The sequence below is a fragment of the Chryseobacterium sp. HR92 genome (assembly GCF_045689405.1).
Classification (GTDB): domain Bacteria; phylum Bacteroidota; class Bacteroidia; order Flavobacteriales; family Weeksellaceae; genus Chryseobacterium; species Chryseobacterium viscerum_A.
The window spans coordinates 64854-80940 of sequence record NZ_CP139139.1 but is presented as its reverse complement, the minus strand read 5'-3'; the positions used below and the strand labels follow the sequence as shown (position 1 = coordinate 80940).

Sequence of the window (16087 nt, the reverse complement as noted above, 5' to 3'; positions counted from 1 at the left end):
AAAAAAATGAACATTTTACAAACATATCAGACTTTTTACTTCGTCGGTATCGGAGGTATCGGAATGAGTGCTTTAGCACGCTATTTCAATGCATCCGGAAAAAAAGTATTGGGTTATGACAAAACCAATACAAAATTGACTCAGAACCTGATGAATGAAGGAATTGATATTGTTTTTGAAGACCTTATTGATGAAAGGATCTCCTCTCTTCAGAAAGAAGATACATTGGTTATTTATACACCAGCCATCAAAACGCTTGGAATATTAGATTACTTCAGTGAAAATCAGTTTGAAGTTTTAAAAAGAGCTAAAGTTTTAGGACTGATTACGGAAAACACCAATTGTATCGCTATTGCAGGGACTCATGGAAAAACTACCACGTCTACCCTTGTAGCACATTTATGCAAAGAAGCAGATCTATCTTTCTCATGCTTTTTGGGAGGAATTTCTGAAAACTTTAAATCCAACTTCCTGTACAACGGTTCTACTTATTCTGTGGTAGAGGCAGATGAATATGACAGAAGCTTCCTAAACCTGTCTCCGGACTGGGCAGTAGTAACTTCTACAGATGCAGACCACCTGGATATTTATGGGGACAAAAGCCATATTGAAGAAGGATTCAGACAGTTTGCCGCTTTGGTTCCTAACGATCAGCAGCTCTTTGTAAGAAAAGGAGTAGAAATTGGCAGAGGACATCAAACCTATGCAGTCAATGAGCCTGCAGATTATTATTCAGACAACCTGCGAATGGATCATGATAAAATTTATTTTGACTTCCATACTCCTACTGAAACAATAAAGGATTTTGTCTGGGAAATTCCGGGAATCCATAATGTGGAAAATGCTACCGTAGCACTGGCCATTCTGCATAATTTAGGCGCAGATTTTGATACGCTGAAAAAAGCAATTGCCAACTTTAAAGGAATTAAAAGAAGATATACCAAACATATTTATCAGAACGGTAAAATTTATATTGATGATTATGCCCACCACCCTACAGAAATCAATGCTGTAATGAGCTCAATCAGAACATTTTATCCGGATAAAAAACTAGTAGTTGTCTTCCAGCCTCACCTTTTCAGCAGAACAAGAGATTTCGCAGATGGGTTTGCAGAAAGTTTAAGCAAAGCTGATGAACTTATTCTGCTTGATATTTACCCTGCAAGAGAACTTCAGGAAAACTTTGAAGGAATTACTTCAAGCTGGCTGCTGGACAAAGTAACATTAGATAAAAAAGAAGTATCAACATTATCTGATGCTTTTGAAAAAATAAAAGAAAAAGATTTTGATATCCTTCTTACAGTAGGCGCAGGAAACATTGACACCCTGTACGATCCTATTTGTGAATGGATAAATAAATTGTAAAAAGTAATAATGTATTTACGTATTCATGAATACATTTTACATAAATACATGAATACAAAAAATGTATGAAAAATAAATACAGAATATTAAAAATTGCTGTCACTGTAATCATCCTTGGATTGTTACTGAGTTTCTCATTGAGAAGATTCAGTCACCAACAGATTACAGACAATAAGATTTCTGTAAAAATGAGTGAAAAAACTCCTGTTTATTTTGTAGATGAAAAAGACATCAGGGAAATTGTAAAAAAAGAAAACCCTTCAGGAAAAGTAGGTGATCTTAATATTCCTTCTTTAGAAAAAAGAATCAATTCTCTTCCGGCAGTTGACAGTGCAAATGTCTACCTGAATCTGAACGGAAAACTGAATCTAGATATCAAGCAGAGAGTTCCTGTTTTCAGACTTAATAAAGATGGAAAAGACTTTTATGTGGATGAAAAAGGGGTAGAATTTCCAATTTCAAGAACATATTCCCATCCATGTATGCTGGTAACCGGAAATGTACAGCCGGATGAATATGAAAAACTGGCAGAACTGGTAGGAAAAATAGATAAAGATGATTTCAGTAAGAAATATTTTATTGGAATTTCAAAAAGCAAAGACAGCTACAACCTTCTGACAAGTGAAGGAAATTACCGGGTAGAGATTGGAGATCTGGATAATATTGATTTTAAAGTAAGAGGATTTAAAACCTTCGTGGAAAAATATCTTGTGTATCAGGATCCACAGAAGTACAGCATGGTTTCTGTAAAATACCAAAACCAGATTGTTACTACATTAAATCCTTATTTTAAAGAAAACGACAGTATTTTAAAAGCTGGAAAACTAGAACTGGCAAAGGCTCCTGCAACTGCAACGAAAAAGACTGAGTCTAAGCCAAAGACAGCAGAAGTAAAAAAAGCGAGTCCCGCACCGGCCAGACCGAAAGAGAATACAAAAACGAAAACACATACAAAAGAGACGAAAAAAACAGAGAAAAAATCAACCGCCAAGGCCTTGTCCAAGCCAAAAGTAAAAGTAAAAATAGAATAGCCCCTTCACGGCATTTAACACACAAATAGGAGATCATCCTTAGAGAAAAAAAAGGAAAAAAGTAGAAAAAATCAAATCGATATAAAAATGGAAAATCAAGAGTATTCAGTAGGTCTGGACATCGGGACAACAAAGATAGTCGCGATTGTCGGAAGAAGGAATGCACACGGGAAAATAGAAGTTCTCGGTGTAGGAAAAGCTAAAAGTCTTGGTGTTCATAAAGGTATTGTGAATAATATTTCACAAACTATTAATTCAATCAAGGCTGCAGTATCCGAAGCACAATCCAGTGCCGGTGTTCCTATCCGCAAAGTTACGGTAGGTATTGCAGGAAAACACATCCGTTCTCTGCAGCACTCCGATTATATTATGCGTGAACATCCTGATAAATTTATTACAGACGATGACATTGAAGCATTAAAAGATCAGGTGAAAAAGCTGGTCATGCTTCCTGGAGAAGAAATTATCCACGTACTTCCTCAAGAATATAAAGTAGATTCCGAAGGGGAAATTCAGGAGCCCGTCGGGATGCATGGAAAGCGTTTAGAAGCAAATTTCCACGTTGTAGTAGGCCAAATGGGAAGCATCAGAAATATTGCAAGATGCGTTCGTGAAGCCGGATTAGAAATGGAAGCGCTTACTTTAGAGCCATTGGCATCTTCAGAAGCAGTCCTTACAAAAGAAGAAAAAGAAGCTGGTGTCGCAATTGTTGACATTGGTGGTGGTACAACAGATATTGCGATTTTTAAGGATAATATCATCCGTCATACCTGTGTGATTCCATACGGAGGCGGAATTATTACCGAAGATATCAAAGAAGGATGTTCCATTATCGAGAAACATGCAGAGCAACTGAAAGTAAAGTTTGGTTCGGCTGTTCCCGAATTAGAAAAAGATAGTACTTTTGTTACCATTCCAGGGCTTCACGGCAGACCGGACAAAGAAATTTCTTTAAAAACTTTAGCACAGATCATCAATGCGAGAGTAGAAGAAGTTTTGGAAATGGTCAATACAGAGCTGAAAGCTTATGGTGCTTTTGAACAAAAGAAAAAGCTTATTGCCGGAATCGTTCTTACGGGCGGTGGTTCAAACTTAAAACATCTTCGTCAGCTGGCTAATTATACCACTGGTTTTGACAGCAGAATCGGTTTTGCGAATGAATATATTGCCAACGATAAAAATCAGTACCTGAAAGGCCCTGAATTTGCTACGTCTATCGGGTTACTGATGGAGAGTTTAAAGATCAGAGACAAAAAGCAGAATGCTGATGAAATCATAGAAGTTGTTACAGAACAGCCAAAGCTGGAAACTGCTTCAGCGCAGACAGAAACCGCTCAACCGGTTCAGCAGGCAGCACCCGTTCAGGAGCAGCAGTCTTTTGAAAATGAAAGACAGGAGAACAGAAAGGCGAAATTGACCTTCGGACAGTCGCTTATGGAAAAAGTAAAAAAATTCTTTGAAGAAGTAGAGTAAATTATAAATGATGAATGATAAGCGATAAACGATCTTTTCCTTATCAATTATCATTGATCAATTATCAATTATAATTATTAAAAGTATAGTTATGGAAAATATAGGTACACAAGGATTTTCATTTGATTTGCCAAAAGGAAATTCATCCATCATAAAAGTAATCGGTGTAGGGGGCGGTGGAAACAACGCTCTGAAGCACATGTACGAGAAAGGAATTCACGGAGTAGATTTCGTGATTTGTAATACAGATGCTCAAACTCTAGATAATAACCCGGTCGCTAATAAAGTTCAACTAGGAACCACAATCACAGAAGGTCTTGGAGCTGGTGCAGACCCTGAGGTGGGAGAGAAATCTGCAATCGAAAGTATTGAAGATATTAAAGCTGCTATGGGACAAAACACCAAAATGGTGTTTATCACTGCCGGAATGGGTGGTGGTACCGGTACCGGAGCTGCTCCTGTCATTGCAAAAGTAGCAAAAGACATGGGAATTCTTACTGTAGGTATTGTTACCGTTCCTTTCAGTTTTGAAGGTAAAAGAAGATTGGATCAGGCTGAAAATGGTCTTGATAAATTAAAAAATAATGTTGATTCATTAATTGTGATCAACAATGATAAGCTAAGACAGCAGTTCGGAAACCTTGGATTCAAGCAAGGGTTCTCAAAAGCCGATGAAGTTTTAGCCAATGCAGCCAAAGGCATGGCAGAAGTTATTACAGGTTACTTTGATGTAAACATTGACTTTAGAGATGCTAAATCTGTACTTCAGAATTCAGGTACCGCATTGATGTCTACAGGAACTGCTTCAGGTGAAAATAAAGCTGAAGAAGCCGTAAGAAAGGCTCTTGATTCTCCTTTATTGAATGATAATAAGATTACAGGTGCCAAAAACGTTCTGTTATTGATCAGAAGTGGTGCTGAAGAAGTTACCATGGATGAGATTGGTATCATTATGGACCACATTCAGAAAGAAGCTGGAAATACAGCTGATATTATCTTCGGGGTGGGGGCTGATGAAGAATTAGGAGATGCCGTGAGCGTTCTTGTTATTGCAACAGGATTCTCTAACGACAATAAGAAGTTTGCAGGACCTACAGAGAAAATCAGAATCAGTCTTAATGACAGCTTTGATGCTCCGAAAAACTCCCCTTTCAAAACAAGAGAGGAAAGAGAATCTGCACCTGATACAACCTATGATTCAAGCAGAGCCAATCATTTCAGATTAGATGATGAAGACCACGGTACACAGTTCAAGGTTACATCTATTGAAAAAAAAATGATTCTTGAAGAAGAACAGGTGAAACCCGAAATAAAATTCTCTGATAAAGAGGAAGATATAGTAAATACGCCTGAACAGGGCTGGAGAAACGAAGAAGAAGGTGAGCAGGAATATAGCTTATTTACTATTGACGAAGAGAGTGAAGATCCAAATGACCTGGAAATTCAATCTTTCTCATTTGATTTCGAGAACAAAAAAGATGAGCCACAGACGGGAAGTACTTTCAGCAACTCTTTTTCAGAAGAAAAACCTGTTGAATTCAGCTTCTTTGTAAACGAACCTGTAAGAAATGAGCCTAATACCGATTTTGGACAGCCAAAAGCAGAATTTAATAATCCCAGCAACGCTGCCGTAGCTGAACCGGCTCAGAAGATTGAAACCTTCTACCAGAAACAGGAAGAACCAAAAGCTGAAACAAGAACTGCTTTTGAAAACAAAACAGAAATTGAAACTCCGAAAACAGAAGAATCAGAATTCACTTTTGTGAATAAAACGATCGACCAGGACAGAGTGATTGAAAGAAGAAATAAATTGAAAGAATTCAACTCCCGCTACCAGAGCTTTGACAGCACCAGCGAATTTGAATCTATTCCTGCTTTCAAAAGAAAAAATATTTCGATCGACGGAACCAATGCTTCAGATCAGAACATTAACACGTATCTTTCTGACAACAACGGATCTATGCAGATCAGAGAAAACAGATTTTTAAATAAAGACGTAGACTAAAATAAGCGTATTAATGTATTGATGTAAAATGTATTAATGATTTTACATACTCGTTCATCAGTACATTAATACCTTTTACATTAGTACAAATAAGAATACCATGAGTTTAGAAAATATAATAAGCGAAGCTATAAAAACAGCCATGAGAGAAAAAGACAGAGTAGCTCTGGACTCTCTTCGTGCTGTAAAATCTCAGATTCTTCTTTTACAAACAGAAGCAAGAGGTGCTGAAGTTTCCGCAGAGCAGGAAATTGCTATTCTGCAGAGAATGATCAAACAGCGTAAAGATTCTTTCGAGCAATTTTCTGCTCAGGGGAGACAGGATCTTGCAGAAGTAGAAGAAGCTCAAATGAAGGTAATTGAGAAGTTTTTACCTAAGCAGCTTTCTGCTGAAGAACTTGAAACAGAAATTAAAAATATTATTTCTGAAACCGGAGCTGAATCTATCAAGGATTTAGGGAAGGTAATGGGAGCCGCATCGAAAGTATTAGCCGGAAAATCAGATGGGAAAAGTATTTCTGAGATGGCTAAAAAGCTGCTGTCTTAGTTGAATACGATTCGTTGAAGGCAAATCCCTCAACTTATTTTCTATCAACTATTTATATTAGGATATACAACCTTTGCATATCGATTTGATTAAAGAAGCCCGGAACTTTTCAGTTCCGGGCTTCACTTTCTTTGGATATTAAAGTTTGTTAATCAGTTTTGATTCTAAACTGTAAAAAGAATTAAGATACTACCATATTTCATAGAGTATTTAAGTGGTTGATTGCTTGAGGGAAAGCCTTAAATGTTTTTTTCATGGTCGTTTGTTTTTCAGAATCATTTCAAAATTAATAATAATTTTCCATTATTCCTAGTCTTAATTCACTTTTTTTTGAATATTATTACAATATTAATATTTGATTAATTTTATATGACTAATCGATTGATAGTTTTTATATATTGAACAAACGCAAAGAAATGCTTAACTTTGTGCAGATAAAAACAAAATATATGTATCCAACAGATTTAGTAATGCCTATGAAGGCAGAGCTTACAGATAAAGGTTTCCAGGACTTGACAACTCCAGCTCAGGTAGAAGATGCATTGAAGCAGTCCGGAACTACATTATTGGTAATTAACTCTGTATGTGGTTGTGCTGCAGGTGCCGCAAGACCAGGAGTTGTATACTCTTTAACAGGAGATAAGAAACCAGATCATTTAACAACTGTATTTGCAGGATTTGATACTGAGGCTGTAGTAGAGGCAAGAAAACACCTTGCTCCATTCCCTCCAAGTTCTCCATGTGTAGCACTTTTCAAAGATGGTGAATTGGTTCACATGCTGGAAAGACACCACATCGAAGGGAACCCTGCAGGAGCTATTGCAGCAAACCTTCAGGCTGCATATGACGAGTATTGCTAATAAACAATAATCTAAATATCAAACCGTTACAAATTTTGTAACGGTTTTTTTATTTAATTATGTAAAAAATTTTCAGAAAATTCAAATATCATTATATTTGTTGGAATGGCAACCAAAGCACTTTTCAATACCGTGGTAAACTGGTTCATCCGTCAGAGGATAGATCAGATACAGAATTTCATGGACCATCCCATTGAAACCCAGAAAGGTATACTCTTTTCTCAACTGTTTCATGCTGAAGATACGGAATATGGTAAACTATACGGATTCAATTCGATATCAAGTTATCAGGATTTTAAAAACAAGGTTCCGATTGTTACATACGAAGAAATGGAACCTTATATTGAAAAAGCAAGACAGGGACAAAAAGATATAAGCTGGCCGGGACTCATTAAGCATTTTGCCAAATCATCGGGAACTACCAATGCCAAGAGCAAATTCATCCCTATTTCTGCCGAAAGCCTTGAATACTGCCACATGAAGGCAGGAAAGGACATGGTTTCCATTTATGCCAATAACCATCCCGAAAATCAGCTTTTTAATTATAAAAATTTACGTTTAGGCGGAAGTTCTGAACTGTATGCTGATTTCAACACAAAATTTGGGGATTTATCCGCTATTTTAATTGACAACCTTCCGTTTTGGGTGGAAATTACCACAACCCCAAGCAAGAAAGTATCTTTGATGGGAGAATGGGAAAGCAAGCTGAAGGCGATCACCTCTGAAGTAAAAAATGAAGATGTGGGAAGTATCCTTGGGGTACCAAGCTGGATGATGGTTCTTCTTCAAAAAGTATTAAAGGAAACCAATATCGAAAGTATTTCAGAGCTATGGCCGAATCTGGAGGTGTTTTTTCACGGTGGAATCAGTTTCAAGCCCTACAGGGAGCAATTCAGGCAGATCATCGGAAAAAACATCAATTACTACGAAATTTACAATGCTTCTGAAGGTTTCTTTGGGATACAGGACAGATCAGATAGTGATGAGATGCTTCTGATGCTTGATTATGGTATATTTTATGAATTCATTCCCATGGATCAGTTCCATTTTTCAAATCCGAAAGTGGTAAGTCTGGAAGATGTGGAGGTGGGGAAAAATTATGCAATGGTTATTACAACCAACGGCGGCCTGTGGAGATATCTTATTGGCGACACCGTTGTCTTTACATCCACCAACCCGTTCAGAATTAAAATAACCGGAAGAACAAAACATTACATCAATGCTTTCGGAGAGGAATTGATGATCACCAATGTGGAATCTGCCCTTTCAAAGGCATGTGAAGCTACAGGAGCACAGATCACGGATTTCACAGGAGCTCCTGTCTTTATGAAAGGAAACGAAGGAGGTGCCCATGAATGGATTTTTGAATTCAGTCAGCATCCGGATAATCTGGATCACTTTATTGATGCTTTTGACAAGCATTTAAAGACCATTAATTCAGATTATGAAGCAAAGAGATATAACAATATAACGCTTAAAAGACCTATCGTACATATCGCTAAAAACAATCTTTTCTATCAGTGGCTGGAAGCTAAAGGAAAACTTGGCGGACAAAATAAAGTACCAAGATTAAGCAACGACAGAGAATATATTGAACCTTTGCTGGAAATGAATAAATAAAGATTATTTCTAAATGCAAAGCAATATGTCAAACAACATACACAATAAATGCTTAAAAATAAAAGCCGTAATTCAGTTGAATTACGGCTTTTATTTTTATTTACTTAAATCTTCTTTTACTTTTTTGGCAGCTTCCTCTACTTTTGAAGCTCCTTTTTTGGCAGCTTCTTTTGCATCTTTTCCTACTTTGTTGGCTTCAGCTTTGATATCCTGCCCTGCTTTATTGAGGTCCTGTTTTGTCTTGTCTGCAGTGGCATCAATTTTATCTTTAGCTTTTTGGGCAGCATCGTCAATTTTATTTCCAGCTGCGTCTACTTTCGCTTTTACATCTTCTTTTGCATTGTTGATTTTTGCTGTGTCAACGGTGGTTGGAGTTTCAGTAACGGTGGTTGTAGTAGTGGTAACTGATCCGTCAGTGTTTTCTACTTGTTCTGTTTTCGTTGTTGATTTTGTGCATGCTACAGTGAATACTGAGATCACTGCTGCAGCAAGGATTGTTTTTTTCATATTGTATATTGTTTTAATGATGTTGACTTTATTGTGTTTTAGTCTCTGGAGCAGCCGGTGCCTCTGCAGGTTTCTGTTTCTTTTCTGCTTCAGTTTTTTTCTTTTCCTCTTCCTGTTTTGCTTTATTTTCTTTTTCAAGCTCTGCCTTTATCTTATTCTCCTCTTCCTGAAGCTTTTTAGCCTGTTTTACAGAGTCAAGATATTGAGGGGAAGACATCCTTATCTTTCTGGCAATATCTACTGAAACTGCGCCGGTAGAAAAGGAATCAACAGCAATAGTATCATAGCTCCTTTTAACTTCCTCTTCCGCAGCGAATCCCGGAGATTCTTTTTTGGAACACGCAGTGAGAAGGATTGCGAAAATAAAAATTGCAGACAGTATATTTTTCATGGAACTAATTTAGCAGAAATTCTGCAATTACAGGATAGTGATCCGATAATTTCACAGACTGGTCTACTTTATAGCTTAGAGGAATGATAGATTTTGAACTGAAGATATAATCAATTCTCAAAGGTACTTTATAGTCATGAAAACTGCTTGCACTTCCCTTTCCTGCTACTAAAAAGGCATCCTGAAGATCTTTTCCCAGGTTGTAATATTCATAAGAATTGGGAACAGAATTAAAATCTCCGGCTAAAATAACCGGGTAAGGTGATAAATCTACCATCTTTCTGATTCTTTTCACCTGATCTTCATGGGCCAGAAATGTGGGCGTCATATGAGAAAGTAATGCCGAAATATTTCCAAAACCTAATCCGTCAAGTTTCGTAAACATAGATTTATGAAGTCTGAAAGGCTCAAGATAAACATTCACTATTCTGATGACTTTTCCATTGATATCAATATCAGCGTAGAATGAATTTCCACGCGCTTTTTCATCAATTAACTCGGCCTGTCTAAGAATTTTATGTTTTGTTTTCAGAATAACAGAAGGATATTTTATAAGATCCCGTTTTATGGCGCGGTTGGTATCTTTTTCCTGCACAAGGATAATATCTGCATCCTGTTCTTTGATATAATTTTTTACTTTGTCCCAGCCGTATTCCCCATATTTTACATTAAATGTCAATACTTTAATATCCCGTATTGTTTTCACATTCTCTGTTTTTGGAGAAAAGTTGATCCATCGTCTGATCGGGTTATAGAAAATAAGTGTACCTAATGCAAAAGCAATAGCTATTTTTTGTTTTTTAAAGATCCATATTAGTGTAAGAACTATATGTGCCAGTATAAGATAGGGGAAACCAAGCGATAGAAGATTAAGATTGCCCAAAAGGTTAGGTGGAATCCATGCATTCCCTAAGGTGCATAACAACAAAACGGCAATAACGATATGTATAAATAGTAATATCTGATTCGACTTCATGAAAAAACGGTCTTGGTACGGTTTTCTTTCAACAAAAATCCTACCAAGCAGACAATTTTAACTCTTTTTATGATTATTTATTCTCCGTAGAAAATTTCGCGATGACAGGATAATGATCTGAAATACTTACAGAACGGTCAACTTCATAAGATATTGCCCTTAATGATTTTGAAGAAAAAACATAGTCTATCCTGATGGGGAATTTATAATCGTGAAAACTGGTTGCACTTCCCTTTCCTGCCGTTAAAAACGCATCTTCAAGCCCATCTGACAAATGGTAATATTCGTAAGAATTAGGTACAGAATTGAAGTCTCCGGCAAGGATAACAGGATAAGGTGAATTTTCTATTACTTCACGAATCAAACCAACCTGTTCCTGATGTTTTTTAAAGGTAGGAATCAACCTTTTAACAACACCCTTAACTTTTCTTTCGTTATCATCGGTGTTTCTATTAAGCCTCACCATATCTTTGTCAAATTGGAACGGATGAAGATAAACATCAATAAACCGGTAAACCTTTCCTCTAATTTCAATATCAACCTGCAGCCCGGGAATCCTTACACTTTCATCGTGTGGATCTATTATTTTATATCCAATAATCTTATGTTGAGTTAAGACAGTAACGCCCACTTCAGGACTTGCTTTTTGGTACCCTTCAAATTGATATTCTCGCCCTGAATCCTCTTGCAGAAGAATAACATCCGCATTCTGAGATTTCAGATAAGGTCCGATTTCGGGATTTCCTCTTCCACCCGCCCTGGTATTGAAGGAGACTATTTTTATTTCTGAATTTCCATTTTTAGGAGAAGAATAATTTACCCATCGTTTTACAGGATTGATAAAAGCCAATCCCAGAAACATAAATACAAAAGCTCTCTTTTTCCAGCTGAATACCCAAAATATTGTTAGAATGATATAAGAGATCATCAGCACCGGAAAGCCTAAAGAAAGCAAATTAAACCATGGAAAAACCTTTGGTGGAATATATGCGTTCAATAATGTTCCCAGCAGCAAAACCAGAATTCCAAGATGTAAAATGAATAGTATGAGGCGGAAAATCTTCACAAAATTATTTTAATTGAATCTATACAAATGCTTTTTCCAATTGAGTGCCAGCAGCCACCCTACCAAAGCTCCTCCTACGTGAGCCAGGTGAGCAATACCACCACCATTTCCGGAAAGCCCAAGGTATACGGAAACAACAACAATAATAGGCAGCAAATATTTTACTTTAATCGGAACCGGAATAAACATAATCCCAATTTTAGAATCCGGATACAGTGTTGCAAATGCAGCTACAACTCCGAAAATTGCTCCGGAAGCACCAACCATGGGTGTGGCTACAATACCTTTGAAACTTTCCAGTAATTCTTTTTGTTTAAGAATGGAATCTGTATTCCCTGTAAATTCAACACTTGCACCAGACAGATATGCATTTACATTAAATCCTAGTTGTTCCAACTCACGGGAAAGCTGCTGAACTTCTACAAAGTTCCACAAATTAAAAAGGAAGAATGCCCCGAGACCACTTACAAAATATAAAATCAAATATTTTTTATCTCCTAATGTTTGTTCCAGAATTGGCCCAAAGCTAAAGAGTGTCATCATATTAAATAAAATATGCATGATACTTCCATGCATGAACATATGTGTAATAACCTGCCACGAATGAAAAAAAGGTGAGAACGGATAAAAGCCCGCGAGATAACCAATCATCTGGTTTCCCATGAAGTAGGTAACAATAAATACTATAACATTGATAATAATAATGTTCCTTGTAATTGGAGGTATATTGTTAAACATAAATTTTTAAAATTTGTTTTTAAAATCGTTAAACGGAACTTCATAATAGCATCTTTTCCCATCTGGTAAAAACTCCGGGAAGCCTAGTGCTGTAAAGTCTTTGATAAGCTGTTCCGCATCTTTTTTATAAATAAAGTCAAATCTTGACTTCGATTGCATTTTGCTCCACTGATTATGGTAATACTGCAAAAATTCTTCTTCTGTCTTGTATTCCAGGATTTCAAAAAGGTTTTCCAGGAATTTCATCGCCTGGGTTTCTTTCAGTCCTTCAGGAAGAGAATCTATTCGAAGTACACTTTCATGAGCAATTTTCATGTCAAACCCTAATTCCGGAAGATATTTTTTAATCGAATTATATTTTGTCTTCTCAATCTCATTCATATGATATTCCAGAGAAAATAGAAGGGCATGACTGTTTGTGTTTGATTTTCTGGTAGATTTATTTCCTTCAGAAACCAATAATCTGTGCATTCTTCCGAGATCCAGCATCAGCGTAACATCTCCTTTATTGAAAAGCCAGTAACCGTTCGGAAGTCTCATCAAATCTTCATCAAAATCTTCATCTTCAAATAAATTGATCTTTGAAGGCTCTGCAGTAATATTCTGATGGTACATTTCCGTAAGATTCTGAATTTCTTCCGGATGTACTACATTTTTTTCTTCCAGGAAAGGATTATAATCTTTGTCTACAATGATTTCAGGCATTTTTACAAAACCGCTTCCTCCACCGTTTCCTTTACTTGGTATTGGCTTATTCATCATTTCATCCAATTCCGGATCTCTGTCGAAATCAAGGCTTGGAGAAACATTATAGATCCCTAAAGATCTTTTGATGGTTGAGCGGAGCAAAGCAAAAATAAGATGTTCATCTTCAAATTTCACTTCGGTTTTCTGCGGATGGATATTCACATCAATTTTCTCCGGATCAAGCTCCAGAAAAAGGAAAAATGAAGGTACATATCCGGGCTGAAGCAATCCTTCAAAGGCCTCCTGTACTGCTTTATTGAAGTATGGACTTCTGAAATACCTTCCGTTCACAAAAAGAAACTGCTCTCCTCTTGCTTTCTTGGCTCCTTCAGGCTTGGCAACAAAACCATGCAGCTTGCACCAGATAATATCTTCTTTAATAGGAATCAAAAGCGGCTGAAGTTTTCTTCCGAAAACATCTACGATACGCTGCATCTGGCTTCCTTTTCTCAGTCTGAAAACAGCTTCGTCATCATGAAAAAGAGAAAACTCCAGATTCTCATGAGCCAATGCAACACGCTGAAATTCATCAATTACGTGCCTGAATTCAATATTATTATTTTTCAAAAACTTCCTTCTTGCAGGAACGTTATAGAAAAGATTTTTTACTAAAAAATTTGATCCGTCTGCCGTCTGAACCGGGTCCTGAAACTGGAAAACCCCACCTTCGATATAAATGTTGGTTCCAATAGATGTGTCTTGCTGTTTCGTTCTGAGCTCTACCTGAGAAACGGCTGCAATAGAGGCCAGAGCTTCACCACGGAAGCCTTTTGTGGCAATCTTAAAGATATCTTCTGTTCCTTTGATTTTGGAGGTAGCATGTCTTTCAAATGCCATTCGTGCATCTGTTTCGGACATTCCTTTTCCGTCATCTACCACCTGAATAAGGTTTTTCCCGGCATCTCTGATGATCAATTCAATCTTTGTTGCATCTGCATCTATAGCGTTTTCCAAAAGTTCTTTCACGATGGATGCAGGCCGCTGCACCACCTCTCCCGCTGCAATTTGGTTCGCTACATGATCCGGTAAAAGCTGAATAATATCTGACATAAAAACGTAAATCAACTTACAAAAATAGTCAATGAAAATGGGAATTAAAATACCAAAACCGTGATTTAATATTTAATTATCAACATTTTTGCCTATTTATCCCCAACCAATTTTTTTAATGTTTGTAATGAAGGGCTTTAGCGTGTTTATTTGTCTGGACCGGGAATTTTCATTTCTATAAGCATGAAAAGTATGGTAAAAAAATAACAAAATTGCAGATGTGTAAGATAATTTTCAGAAAAACGCCCCTATTCTATAATAAAATAAGGGCATTTACAGCTAGTTTATACAAAAAATTAATAGTGTGTTTTTATATTTTAATCTTCAAAGACAAGCTTTCTTTTCTTCTCTCTTTGAGGAATTCCATGGATTTTCTCATACAGGTAAGCAAATACATTGGGCTTTCTGTAAATCCTGTTGTATCTGTACTTCGTATTGAAGTGGCGGATATGAATTTTATAGGCATCATACCCTATGACAATCAGAAGACATAGACTGATTACATAAAAGACTCTGAATTCCAAGTAGTAATAAGTCAATCCCGAGAACACGGCTCCCATAACATATGCAAGCATAATACTCATCAGAAGTTTTGCTCTGCCAATCAGTTCACCGTTTTTTCTGTATTTTTTCTGTGTAAACATAGATACCAGGATTCCCAGGTCAGTGGTTGTTCCGGTAAGGTGTGTGGTTTTCACAGAGAAGTTGGAGATACTTGCTGTAAGACCGTTTTGCAGTCCGGTGGCAAAAAGCATCAATGCAACCAGATATTCTGTTTCCTCTAAAGTTTTCTGATAGTAAAACTGCCCGTATATTCCCACGAAAAGAAGACATATAATTTCCAGCACAATAGGCATAGAATGGGCAAAATATTTACTTTTCTTATTAAAATTGATGACAATAAAGTTGGATAGAAAGCTTCCGAAGAAGAATAAAAAGATCCATCCACCTACGACGGCAACCTGAGTCCAGTTTCCTTTACTTATTTCTGCCGCTAAAATAGCATAGTGTCCCGTTACATTCGAGGTAAAAGAAAGAAATATCAATAGGGAAGCAATGTTTATAGTACCTGCCGTGAAGGCAGTCAGCGTCCCCAACCTGATATTATCTCCCAGTGTCCTGCTGTTACTATAATTTCTTAACATTTTTTATTTTTTAAATAGTGTTTTATTTTTTAGACCTCTACAAAGATCTCTGCCAGCCTTCCCCTTTCCGGAAGTCTTTCTCTTACTTCAACGGTAATTTCATGGGATTGCAGTTCTTTGCATTTTTTGATATAAGGAATCAGATCGAACTTACCATTTCCTTTGCTTTTGATGGATGGAGAATAGTAAGCTTCCTCAATATTTTCCGCCTTTACGTACTGGTTGAATGTTCTCTGGAAGCTTCCTGTAAAAACATCACAAATGATTTTATTAACCAAATGAGGATATTTATTACTGATAATTCCATAGGCATCACAGAACTCTTTTGGTCTTATTTTATTAAAAACCGATGTCTTGGTAGTGAATAAAAGATCTCTGATAGAATCTCCGGAATCATACCCGGAAGTCAGAAGTATATTATATTGATCCTGATCTTCTGATGCATCTTTCTCCTTAAGTACTTTTTTCAATATATTCAATGACTCAAGAGAGTAATCTGTTGCAATTAAAATTGTTTTAGCCATGTTCTTTATTATTTTGTATTGTGTTTATCTTTTTTGATAATA

15 protein-coding genes are annotated in these 16087 nt (G+C 36.7%); 7 read left to right on the top strand and 8 right to left on the bottom strand.

Features of this window, described 5'->3' with window-relative positions; all coding sequences use genetic code 11:
* The first annotated feature begins 6 nt into the window (after positions 1-6).
* From murC to SFA27_RS00375, 7 genes are all read left to right on the top strand, one after another.
* The gene (murC, locus tag SFA27_RS00405; RefSeq protein WP_407295393.1) at positions 7-1365 is read left to right on the top strand and encodes a UDP-N-acetylmuramate--L-alanine ligase; all 1359 of its coding nucleotides are present in this window, start codon (positions 7-9) and stop codon (positions 1363-1365) included.
* 65 nt (positions 1366-1430) lie between these two features.
* On the top strand, positions 1431-2396 hold the full coding sequence (locus tag SFA27_RS00400) for a cell division protein FtsQ/DivIB (RefSeq protein ID WP_407295390.1): 966 nt from the start codon (positions 1431-1433) through the stop codon (positions 2394-2396).
* Between the two features lie 87 nt (positions 2397-2483).
* Positions 2484-3869 (top strand): cell division protein FtsA, encoded by a 1386-nt coding sequence (gene ftsA, locus SFA27_RS00395; protein WP_047377990.1) that lies wholly within the window; start codon positions 2484-2486, stop codon positions 3867-3869.
* A gap of 91 nt (positions 3870-3960) precedes the next feature.
* On the top strand, positions 3961-5874 hold the full coding sequence (gene ftsZ, locus SFA27_RS00390; RefSeq protein WP_264519367.1) for a cell division protein FtsZ: 1914 nt from the start codon (positions 3961-3963) through the stop codon (positions 5872-5874).
* Between the two features lie 100 nt (positions 5875-5974).
* A complete protein-coding gene (locus SFA27_RS00385) occupies positions 5975-6421 on the top strand; it encodes a GatB/YqeY domain-containing protein (RefSeq protein ID WP_047377988.1) in 447 nt (148 codons plus the stop codon).
* A gap of 449 nt (positions 6422-6870) precedes the next feature.
* Positions 6871-7281 (top strand): BrxA/BrxB family bacilliredoxin, encoded by a 411-nt coding sequence (locus tag SFA27_RS00380; RefSeq protein WP_027372869.1) that lies wholly within the window; start codon positions 6871-6873, stop codon positions 7279-7281.
* Between the two features lie 105 nt (positions 7282-7386).
* A complete protein-coding gene (locus tag SFA27_RS00375; RefSeq protein ID WP_407295385.1) occupies positions 7387-8901 on the top strand; it encodes a GH3 auxin-responsive promoter family protein in 1515 nt (504 codons plus the stop codon).
* Between the two features lie 96 nt (positions 8902-8997).
* Here SFA27_RS00375 and SFA27_RS00370 read toward each other — a convergent pair whose 3' ends face one another.
* From SFA27_RS00370 to SFA27_RS00335, 8 genes are all read right to left on the bottom strand, one after another.
* Positions 8998-9408, bottom strand: coding sequence for a hypothetical protein (locus SFA27_RS00370; RefSeq protein ID WP_407295383.1), 411 nt, complete (start codon positions 9406-9408; stop codon positions 8998-9000).
* Between the two features lie 28 nt (positions 9409-9436).
* Entirely contained in the window at positions 9437-9799 is a 363-nt protein-coding gene (locus SFA27_RS00365) for a hypothetical protein (protein WP_264519369.1), read from the bottom strand.
* Between the two features lie 4 nt (positions 9800-9803).
* Positions 9804-10775, bottom strand: coding sequence for an endonuclease/exonuclease/phosphatase family protein (locus SFA27_RS00360; protein ID WP_407295380.1), 972 nt, complete (start codon positions 10773-10775; stop codon positions 9804-9806).
* A gap of 73 nt (positions 10776-10848) precedes the next feature.
* Positions 10849-11841, bottom strand: coding sequence for an endonuclease/exonuclease/phosphatase family protein (locus tag SFA27_RS00355; RefSeq protein WP_047377983.1), 993 nt, complete (start codon positions 11839-11841; stop codon positions 10849-10851).
* Between the two features lie 9 nt (positions 11842-11850).
* A complete protein-coding gene (locus SFA27_RS00350; protein WP_047377982.1) occupies positions 11851-12579 on the bottom strand; it encodes a rhomboid family intramembrane serine protease in 729 nt (242 codons plus the stop codon).
* A gap of 6 nt (positions 12580-12585) precedes the next feature.
* A complete protein-coding gene (gene mutL / locus SFA27_RS00345; protein WP_047377981.1) occupies positions 12586-14376 on the bottom strand; it encodes a DNA mismatch repair endonuclease MutL in 1791 nt (596 codons plus the stop codon).
* Positions 14377-14693: 317 nt separating this feature from the next.
* Positions 14694-15521, bottom strand: a complete 828-nt coding sequence (locus SFA27_RS00340; RefSeq protein ID WP_047377980.1) for a YoaK family protein — start codon at positions 15519-15521, stop codon at positions 14694-14696.
* A gap of 29 nt (positions 15522-15550) precedes the next feature.
* Positions 15551-16045 carry a hypothetical protein gene (locus tag SFA27_RS00335; RefSeq protein ID WP_264519373.1) on the bottom strand — a complete coding sequence of 165 codons (495 nt, stop codon included), beginning with the start codon at positions 16043-16045 and terminating at the stop codon, positions 15551-15553.
* Between the last annotated feature and the right edge of the window lie 42 nt (positions 16046-16087).

Bases quoted from the DNA above. Each gene is read 5' to 3' on its own strand.
- SFA27_RS00400 (WP_407295390.1), top strand. From the start codon at position 1,431: ATGAAAAATAAATACAGAATATTAAAAATTGCTGTCACTGTAATCATC.
- SFA27_RS00360 (WP_407295380.1), bottom strand. From the start codon at position 10,775: ATGAAGTCGAATCAGATATTACTATTTATACATATCGTTATTGCCGTT.
- SFA27_RS00385 (WP_047377988.1), top strand. From the start codon at position 5,975: ATGAGTTTAGAAAATATAATAAGCGAAGCTATAAAAACAGCCATGAGA.
- mutL (WP_047377981.1), bottom strand. From the start codon at position 14,376: ATGTCAGATATTATTCAGCTTTTACCGGATCATGTAGCGAACCAAATT.
- SFA27_RS00375 (WP_407295385.1), top strand. From the start codon at position 7,387: ATGGCAACCAAAGCACTTTTCAATACCGTGGTAAACTGGTTCATCCGT.
- SFA27_RS00380 (WP_027372869.1), top strand. From the start codon at position 6,871: ATGTATCCAACAGATTTAGTAATGCCTATGAAGGCAGAGCTTACAGAT.
- ftsA (WP_047377990.1), top strand. From the start codon at position 2,484: ATGGAAAATCAAGAGTATTCAGTAGGTCTGGACATCGGGACAACAAAG.
- SFA27_RS00365 (WP_264519369.1), bottom strand. From the start codon at position 9,799: ATGAAAAATATACTGTCTGCAATTTTTATTTTCGCAATCCTTCTCACT.
- murC (WP_407295393.1), top strand. From the start codon at position 7: ATGAACATTTTACAAACATATCAGACTTTTTACTTCGTCGGTATCGGA.
- SFA27_RS00335 (WP_264519373.1), bottom strand. From the start codon at position 16,045: ATGGCTAAAACAATTTTAATTGCAACAGATTACTCTCTTGAGTCATTG.
- SFA27_RS00350 (WP_047377982.1), bottom strand. From the start codon at position 12,579: ATGTTTAACAATATACCTCCAATTACAAGGAACATTATTATTATCAAT.
- SFA27_RS00370 (WP_407295383.1), bottom strand. From the start codon at position 9,408: ATGAAAAAAACAATCCTTGCTGCAGCAGTGATCTCAGTATTCACTGTA.
- SFA27_RS00340 (WP_047377980.1), bottom strand. From the start codon at position 15,521: ATGTTAAGAAATTATAGTAACAGCAGGACACTGGGAGATAATATCAGG.
- ftsZ (WP_264519367.1), top strand. From the start codon at position 3,961: ATGGAAAATATAGGTACACAAGGATTTTCATTTGATTTGCCAAAAGGA.